The organism is Streptosporangium pseudovulgare (assembly GCF_014648055.1).
GTDB lineage: Bacteria > Actinomycetota > Actinomycetes > Streptosporangiales > Streptosporangiaceae > Streptosporangium > Streptosporangium pseudovulgare.
In genome coordinates, this window is the sequence record NZ_BMQJ01000028.1 from 69,048 (window position 1) to 75,190 (window position 6,143).

The following is a 6,143-nucleotide window of genomic DNA, read 5'->3' on the forward strand; positions in this document are numbered from 1 at the left end:
CCCGGCCGGACGCCGTGGCCGTGCGGCCGGGCTTCCGGGCGCTCCGCCGTACGGATGTCCGCGCGGGTCAGCGGACCTTCTTGGCCTCGCTCACGGACTTGGCCAGGTTCTCCAGCAGGGGAGCGGCGCCCGCGTACGAGAAGCGGGGCACGGTGTCCCAGGAGGCGACCTGGCCCGCCTTCACGGCGGGCAGCCGGGTCCAGGCGGGCTTGGCGGCGAGGTCGGCCGGCTGCAGGGCGGTGGAGCGGTTGTCGAGCAGGATCAGGTCCGCGTCGTACTTGTCGGCGTTCTCCCAGCTCAGGCTCTCGTAGTAGCCGCCGGTGTCGGGCTTCTCCGGGCGGACGATGTCCACCCCGAGCTCGGCGAAGTAGATCAGGTCGGTGTTGACCTCGGGGTTGGACACGTACATCAGGTCGGGGCTGCCGGAGGCGGCCATGACCTTGATCCCGGGATTCTCGGCCACCGCGCGCCGCAGCTGTTCGGCGGCGGCCTCGAAGCGGGCCTTGGCGGCGGTGACCTGCGGCGCGCCGAGGTCGGCGCCGAGCGACGCGGCGAGCTCGGCGTACCGCTTGATCGGCTCGGTGAGAGGGACCCGCGCGACCGTGACGGCGACGCTGGGGGCGAGCTTCAGGATCTTGTCCTTGCTCTCGTCCGGGACGTACCAGAGGGCGCCGGGGTCGTACATGTGCGTGACCAGCAGGTCGGGCCGCAGGGCGGCGTACTTCTCGATGTCGAACTCGCCCCAGGCGTTGCCGAGGATCTCCACCTTGCCCACGTCCAGGGAGCCGGCCTGGGGGTCGGGCGTGCCGTCCTTGCGGACGGTCTCGCCGAAGACGCCGGTGATCTTCTGGGAGAGGCCGAAGTCGGCGAGGGCCGCCGCCGTGCCGGTGAAGGCGACGATGCGCGAGGGGGCCGCGGCGGCGGTGACCGCCTGCTTGCGGTCGTCGGTGAAGGACCACGGCCCGCCCGCGGCGCCGTTCCCGGTTCCTGAGGGTGCGGCGGACGGGGATCCCCCGTCGTTCCCGCCGCAGGCGCCGAGCAGGACACCGAGGGCGGCGGCGCCGCCCGCGGTGAGGAGCCCGCGGCGGGACATTCGGGAGACGACCCCGGGATTGGGCATGATCCGGCCTTCTCTCATGAGTTCGGTTAGGCTAACCTAAAGGAGATTTTGGTTAGGTTAACCTAACCTGTCCAGAGGGGACATCGCATCCACCCCCCGTCACACCGGAGCCCGCCCTGCCTGTCACCGAACCCGCCGAGGTCCCACCGGCCGCGCCGCCCGCCGCGACGGCTCAGCGGGCGGTCCGGAGGCGTGCGCCCGGGGCCCGGAACGCGGCGCGGGCCGCCGGCCTGGTGTGCGCCGTCCTCGTGCTGCTCGCCGTACTGGTGCTCAGCATCGGGTTCGGCGCGAGGCAGCTCTCCCCGATCGAGGTGTGGCAGGGGCTCGTGGCCGGAGACTCGGCGGCGTCCACCGTGGTACACGGGATGCGCCTGCCGCGCACCCTGCTCGGCCTGCTCGCCGGGGCGGCCCTGGGCACGGCCGGCGGCCTGATGCAGGCGCTGACCCGCAACCCGCTCGCCGACCCCGGGCTGCTGGGGGTGAACGCCGGCGCCTCGGCCGCGGTGGCCACGGCCGCCGGTTTCCTCGGGGTGGCCACGTTCGACGGCTACGTGTGGTTCGCGCTGGCCGGCGCCGCGGCCGTCGCGGTGCTCATCCACACGGTCGGCGGAGGGCGCGGGGCGACCCCGGCCCGGCTGGCGCTGGCCGGAGCCGCCCTCAACGCCACGCTCTACTCCTACGTGAGCGCGGTGATGCTGCTGGACAGCGGCTCGCTGGAGCGGATGCGCCTCTGGACGGTCGGCTCGCTGGCCAGCGCGCAACCCGAGACCGTCGCCAAGGTGCTGCCGTTCATCGGGGCGGGCCTGCTGCTCGCCCTGGCCCTGGCCCGCCCGCTCGGCACCCTCTCGCTCGGCGATGACACCGCCCGCGCGCTGGGCATCCGCCCCGCGCGGATCCGCACGGCCTCGATCGTGGCGGTCACGCTGCTGTGCGGGGCGGCCACCGCGGCCTGCGGGCCGATCGTCTTCGTGGGGCTCATGGTGCCCCACCTGGTACGGGCGCTGACCGGCCCGGACCTGCGCTGGCTGCTGCCCTATTGCGCGGTGCTCGCGCCCGTGCTGCTGCTCGGCGCGGACGTCCTCGGCCGGGTGCTGGCCCGGCCCGGCGAGTTGCAGGCCGGCATCGTGACCGCGGTGCTGGGCGGCCCGTTCTTCCTGTACCTCATCCGCCGGACCAGGACGGCGCAGCTGTGATCCCCACCCGTTCCGCGCGCGACGGCTCCGCGAACGACCCGCGGACGATGCAGGACGACCCCGCGCCCGGACCGCGCCTGGTCCGGAGCGGTCCGGCGGCCGTCCTGCGGTTCCCGGGGGACCGCTCCGTGGCCTTCCGGCCGCGGGCCCTGATCGCGGGCGCCTGCTGGGCGCTGCTGGCGCTCGTCGCCGCCGTGCTCACCCTCGGCGGCGGCGACGACCCGATGAGCCCGTCCGACGTCGTGCGGATCCTCACGGGGGGCGGCACGCCCGCCGAGGACTTCATCGTCAACGAGCTCCGGCTGCCCCGCCTGGTGACCGCCCTGCTCGTCGGTGCCGCCCTGGCCCTGGCCGGAGCCCTCCTCCAGTCGCTCGTGCGCAACCCGCTCGGCAGCCCCGACCTGCTCGGCCTCACCCAGGGCGCCAGCGCGGGGGCGCTCGTCGTGGTCGTCGCGGGCGGCGGCAGCCTCGCGCTCGCGGCCGGCGCGGCGGCCGGGGGCATCGCCACCGGAGCCGTGCTGCTCGCCCTGACATGGCGGAACGGCGTGCACGGGCACCGCCTCGTGCTGGCCGGCATCGGCGCCGCCGCCATCCTCACCGGCGTCAACGGCTACCTGATGACCCGGGCCCAGCTCATGGAGGCGGCGCGCGCCCTGCTGTGGATCACCGGCAGCCTGGACGGCCGGGGCTGGAAGGACGCCCTGCCGCTGCTCGTCGCCATGGCGGTGCTGGTCCCGGTGGCGCTCGGTTGCGCGCGGGCGCTGGCGGTCACCGAGATGGGCGACGATGTGGCGCTCGGCCTCGGCGTGCGGCTCAACGCCCTGCGCCTGACCCTGTCGGCGGCGGCCGTGCTGCTCGCCTCCTTCGCGGCGGCCGCCGCCGGACCGGTGGCCTTCGTGGCGCTCACCGCGCCCCAGCTCGCCAGGCGGACCACCCGGGCGCCGGGCCCTGGCCCGCTCGCCTCGATGTTCGCGGGCGCGGCCCTGCTGGTCTGCGCCGACTGGGCCGCGCAACGGCTGTTCGACGACCGTCAGCTCCCGGTCGGCGTGCTGACCGGCCTGCTCGGCGGCGGCTACCTCGTCTGGCTGCTCGCCGCCGGACGGAGAGCAGGCCGGATATGACCATTTTTCAGCTCTTCAGCAGAAATGCCGGACATCCCACGGGGGAGGAACGATGCCGCTGACCGCTCCGCCGGAGCCCCGGACGTCGCACGAGGAAGGCACGGTCCCGCCGGCCACCCTGTCCGATCACCGGGTGCCGCACGAGGGAGGGATGATGCCGACCGCGCTGTCGCCGCTTGAGGGAGGCACGGTCCCGCTGCCCGCCCTGTCGGAGCACCTCCGCGGCCTGGCCGGCGAGCGGGGAGGCGTCCTCGGGGTGCCGCCCGGTCTGGTGGCCGACGACTCACCGGGGTGGATCCCCGTCCCCGAGCTGGCACGGGAACCGTACGGGCCGCTGCTCGCCCTGGTGGACGAGACGGCGGAGCGGTGGGGCGCGCCGCGGCACGTGGCCGCGGCCCTGCTGTGGAAGACCTACACCTACTGGAACACGCTGCCGATGGTGCTGGGCTGGGCGCTGGAACGGCGGGTGCCGCTGATGCGCCTCGCCGACACGCTGGTCAGGCCGTCGGACGCCGGGGTGACGATCGCGGCGACCGCGGTGACCGTCGCGGTGCTCCCCGGCGACCCGCTGGCCGGCGCCCCCGGGACGACCGTCGTCCCCGACCTGGCCTCTGCCATCCGGGAAGCGCTCCTCGACGGCCAGCACCCCCTGATCCGCGCGCTCTGCGCGCAGACCAGGGTCGGCGAGCGCACCCTGTGGGGCTCGACGGCCGAGGCCGTCACCCACCCGCTGCTGTCCCTCGTCCCCCGGGACGACGTGACCAGGCTGCTCACCGAGATAGGACCGCCCGTGGACGGCCTGCTGGTCCCGGACGGCGACGGCTACCGCCGCCGCACCTGCTGCCTGTGGGTCACCCTCCCGGACGCCGACCCCTGCTCCACCTGCTGCGTCCGGTAGTCCCTGGATGCCGTCGCCCGGTGGCCCCGGACCGCGGACACGTGGCGTACGGCGCATCGAGACGCGTCGAGGTCGCCGATCCCATCGTCGTTCCGGGCGACCGCGCCGTACGGATCGACGTCATCGACCTGTAGCCGGATGTGCGAAGAGGCCCGCCCCCTTTGTGGGACGAGCCTCCCGGGTGAGGGTCCGGGGTCAGTCATCGAGGGCCTGGTAGAGCGTGGTCCAGAAGTCGTTCATCAGGTGCGCCGGGTTCGGGACGGAGTAGCCGAGCTGGCAGAGCAGGATGCCGGTGAGCCGGTTGGCCGGGTCGGCGTAGGCCGAGGTGCCGCTGCCGCCGTCCCAGCCGAACTGGCCGACGGGCGCGTAGTCGCCGCGATAGGTGCGCACCGCCATCCCGAAGCCCCAGCCGCCCTGCTGTCCTTGACCGAAGGAGATGTGCACGTTTCCGGTGGCCAGGGCGGTGCGGGCGGCGTTCTGCTCCGGGGTGAGCCGGTTGGTGGTCATCAGCTCCACGGCGGGGCGGGACAGGATCCGCCGGCCGTTGTGGACGCCGCCGTTGAGCAGCATCCGGAAGTAGGCGTGGTAGTCGTCGGCGGTGGAGACCAGGCCGCCACCGCCGCCCTGGAACGCCGGGGGCTTGCTCCAGCGGCCGTCCTGGGGCTCGTCCCAGACGAGGAACTCGCCGGTGGCCGGGTCGGGGGCGTACAGGGGCGGCAGCCGGTCGATCCGGTCGGCGGGCACGTGGAAGCCGGTGTCGGTCATGCCCAGGGGCTCGAAGATGCGCTCGCGCAGGAACTCCTCGAACGACTGGCCGCTGACCCGGGAGACGAGCACACCGACCAGGTCGCTGGCGATGTGGTACTGCCACTGCTCGCCGGGGTGGTACGCCAGCGGCAGCGCGCCCAGGCGGCGCATCCACTCGTCCTGCTCAGGCACCTCGACCGGCAGGTTGGGGGTGAGCCCCTGCTCGAAGATCGCATTCATGATCGGCTTGCCCAGCGCGGTGAAGTCCATGCCGAGGCCGAAGGTGGAGGTCAGCACGTCCCGCACGGTGATCGGGCGGCGGGCCGGCACGGTGTCGTCCAGCTCGGCGTCCGGCCGGACCAGCACCCGGCGGTCGGCCAGCTCGGGCAGCCACGGGTCCACCACGTCGTCCAGCCGCAGCCGGCACTCGTCCAGCAGCACCATCGCCGCGGCGATCGAGACCGGCTTGGAGGTGGAGGCCATCCGGAAGACCGTGTCCCGGCGCATCGGCGCGCCACCGTCGTGACGCATCGTCCCGAGCGCTTCGACGTGCGTCTCCTCACCCCGGCTGAACAGGGCGACGAGCCCGGGAATCTTTCCCGACTCGACATGCCGGGTCAGCACGTCATGCAGCCTGCGCAGCCCCGTCGCCGAGAAGCCGCCGTTCACCTGTTCCATCATGAATCTCCTCAAGCGCAATAAAGGGGTGCCGGTCCCGGGTGCCGCGGATCGGCTGTGAGTCAGAGGCTGCGGGCGGTGATGTCGCCGCTGGCGGTGGTGGCGTGGACGTCGAGTTCGGCGGTGCCGTCGTTCTTGAAACCGTTGGCGATGCGGCCGTGGGTGGTGCCGGCGTCCAGGGCGGCCGAGACGCCGGCGGCGGCGGTGATCGAGATGTCGCCGGAGTGGGTGCGGAGCACGAGGGTGCCGCCCGTGGCCTCGGCGATGGTGATGTCGCCCCGTGCGGTGCTGATCTGTGCGGGGCCGCCCAGCCGGCCGATCTCGACGTCGCCGTCGGTGGCGGTGAGGTGGAGGCTCGCGGTCTCGTCGAGCTTGATCTGGTGGTA

The 6,143-nt window shown here is 73.8% G+C and carries 6 protein-coding genes; 3 read left to right on the top strand and 3 right to left on the bottom strand.

Going from position 1 to position 6,143, the window contains the following annotated elements:
* Positions 1-67: 67 nt before the first annotated feature.
* A complete protein-coding gene (locus tag IEZ10_RS35160; RefSeq protein ID WP_189250828.1) occupies positions 68-1,120 on the bottom strand; it encodes an ABC transporter substrate-binding protein in 1,053 nt (350 codons plus the stop codon).
* A 233-nt stretch (positions 1,121-1,353) separates the two neighbouring features.
* Between IEZ10_RS35160 and IEZ10_RS35165 the strand changes: the two genes are divergently transcribed.
* Genes IEZ10_RS35165 through IEZ10_RS35175 form a run of 3 tightly spaced genes read left to right on the top strand, consistent with a single transcriptional unit; the run spans position 1,354 to position 4,332 of the window.
* The gene (locus IEZ10_RS35165; protein ID WP_229811961.1) at positions 1,354-2,313 is read left to right on the top strand and encodes a FecCD family ABC transporter permease; all 960 of its coding nucleotides are present in this window, start codon (positions 1,354-1,356) and stop codon (positions 2,311-2,313) included.
* Positions 2,310-3,434: a FecCD family ABC transporter permease gene (locus IEZ10_RS35170; RefSeq protein ID WP_229811962.1), complete on the top strand. Its 1,125-nt coding sequence runs from the start codon at positions 2,310-2,312 to the stop codon at positions 3,432-3,434. Before IEZ10_RS35165 ends, IEZ10_RS35170 begins: the two co-directional genes overlap by 4 nt.
* A gap of 52 nt (positions 3,435-3,486) precedes the next feature.
* Positions 3,487-4,332, top strand: coding sequence for a hypothetical protein (locus IEZ10_RS35175; RefSeq protein ID WP_189250829.1), 846 nt, complete (start codon positions 3,487-3,489; stop codon positions 4,330-4,332).
* A 195-nt stretch (positions 4,333-4,527) separates the two neighbouring features.
* On the opposite strand, the gene IEZ10_RS35180 is transcribed toward IEZ10_RS35175, so the two are convergent.
* On the bottom strand, positions 4,528-5,757 hold the full coding sequence (locus IEZ10_RS35180; RefSeq protein ID WP_189250830.1) for a serine hydrolase domain-containing protein: 1,230 nt from the start codon (positions 5,755-5,757) through the stop codon (positions 4,528-4,530).
* A gap of 62 nt (positions 5,758-5,819) precedes the next feature.
* Positions 5,820-6,143 (bottom strand): DUF4097 family beta strand repeat-containing protein (locus IEZ10_RS35185; protein ID WP_189250831.1); only part of this gene is annotated, 324 nt, incomplete at its 5' end.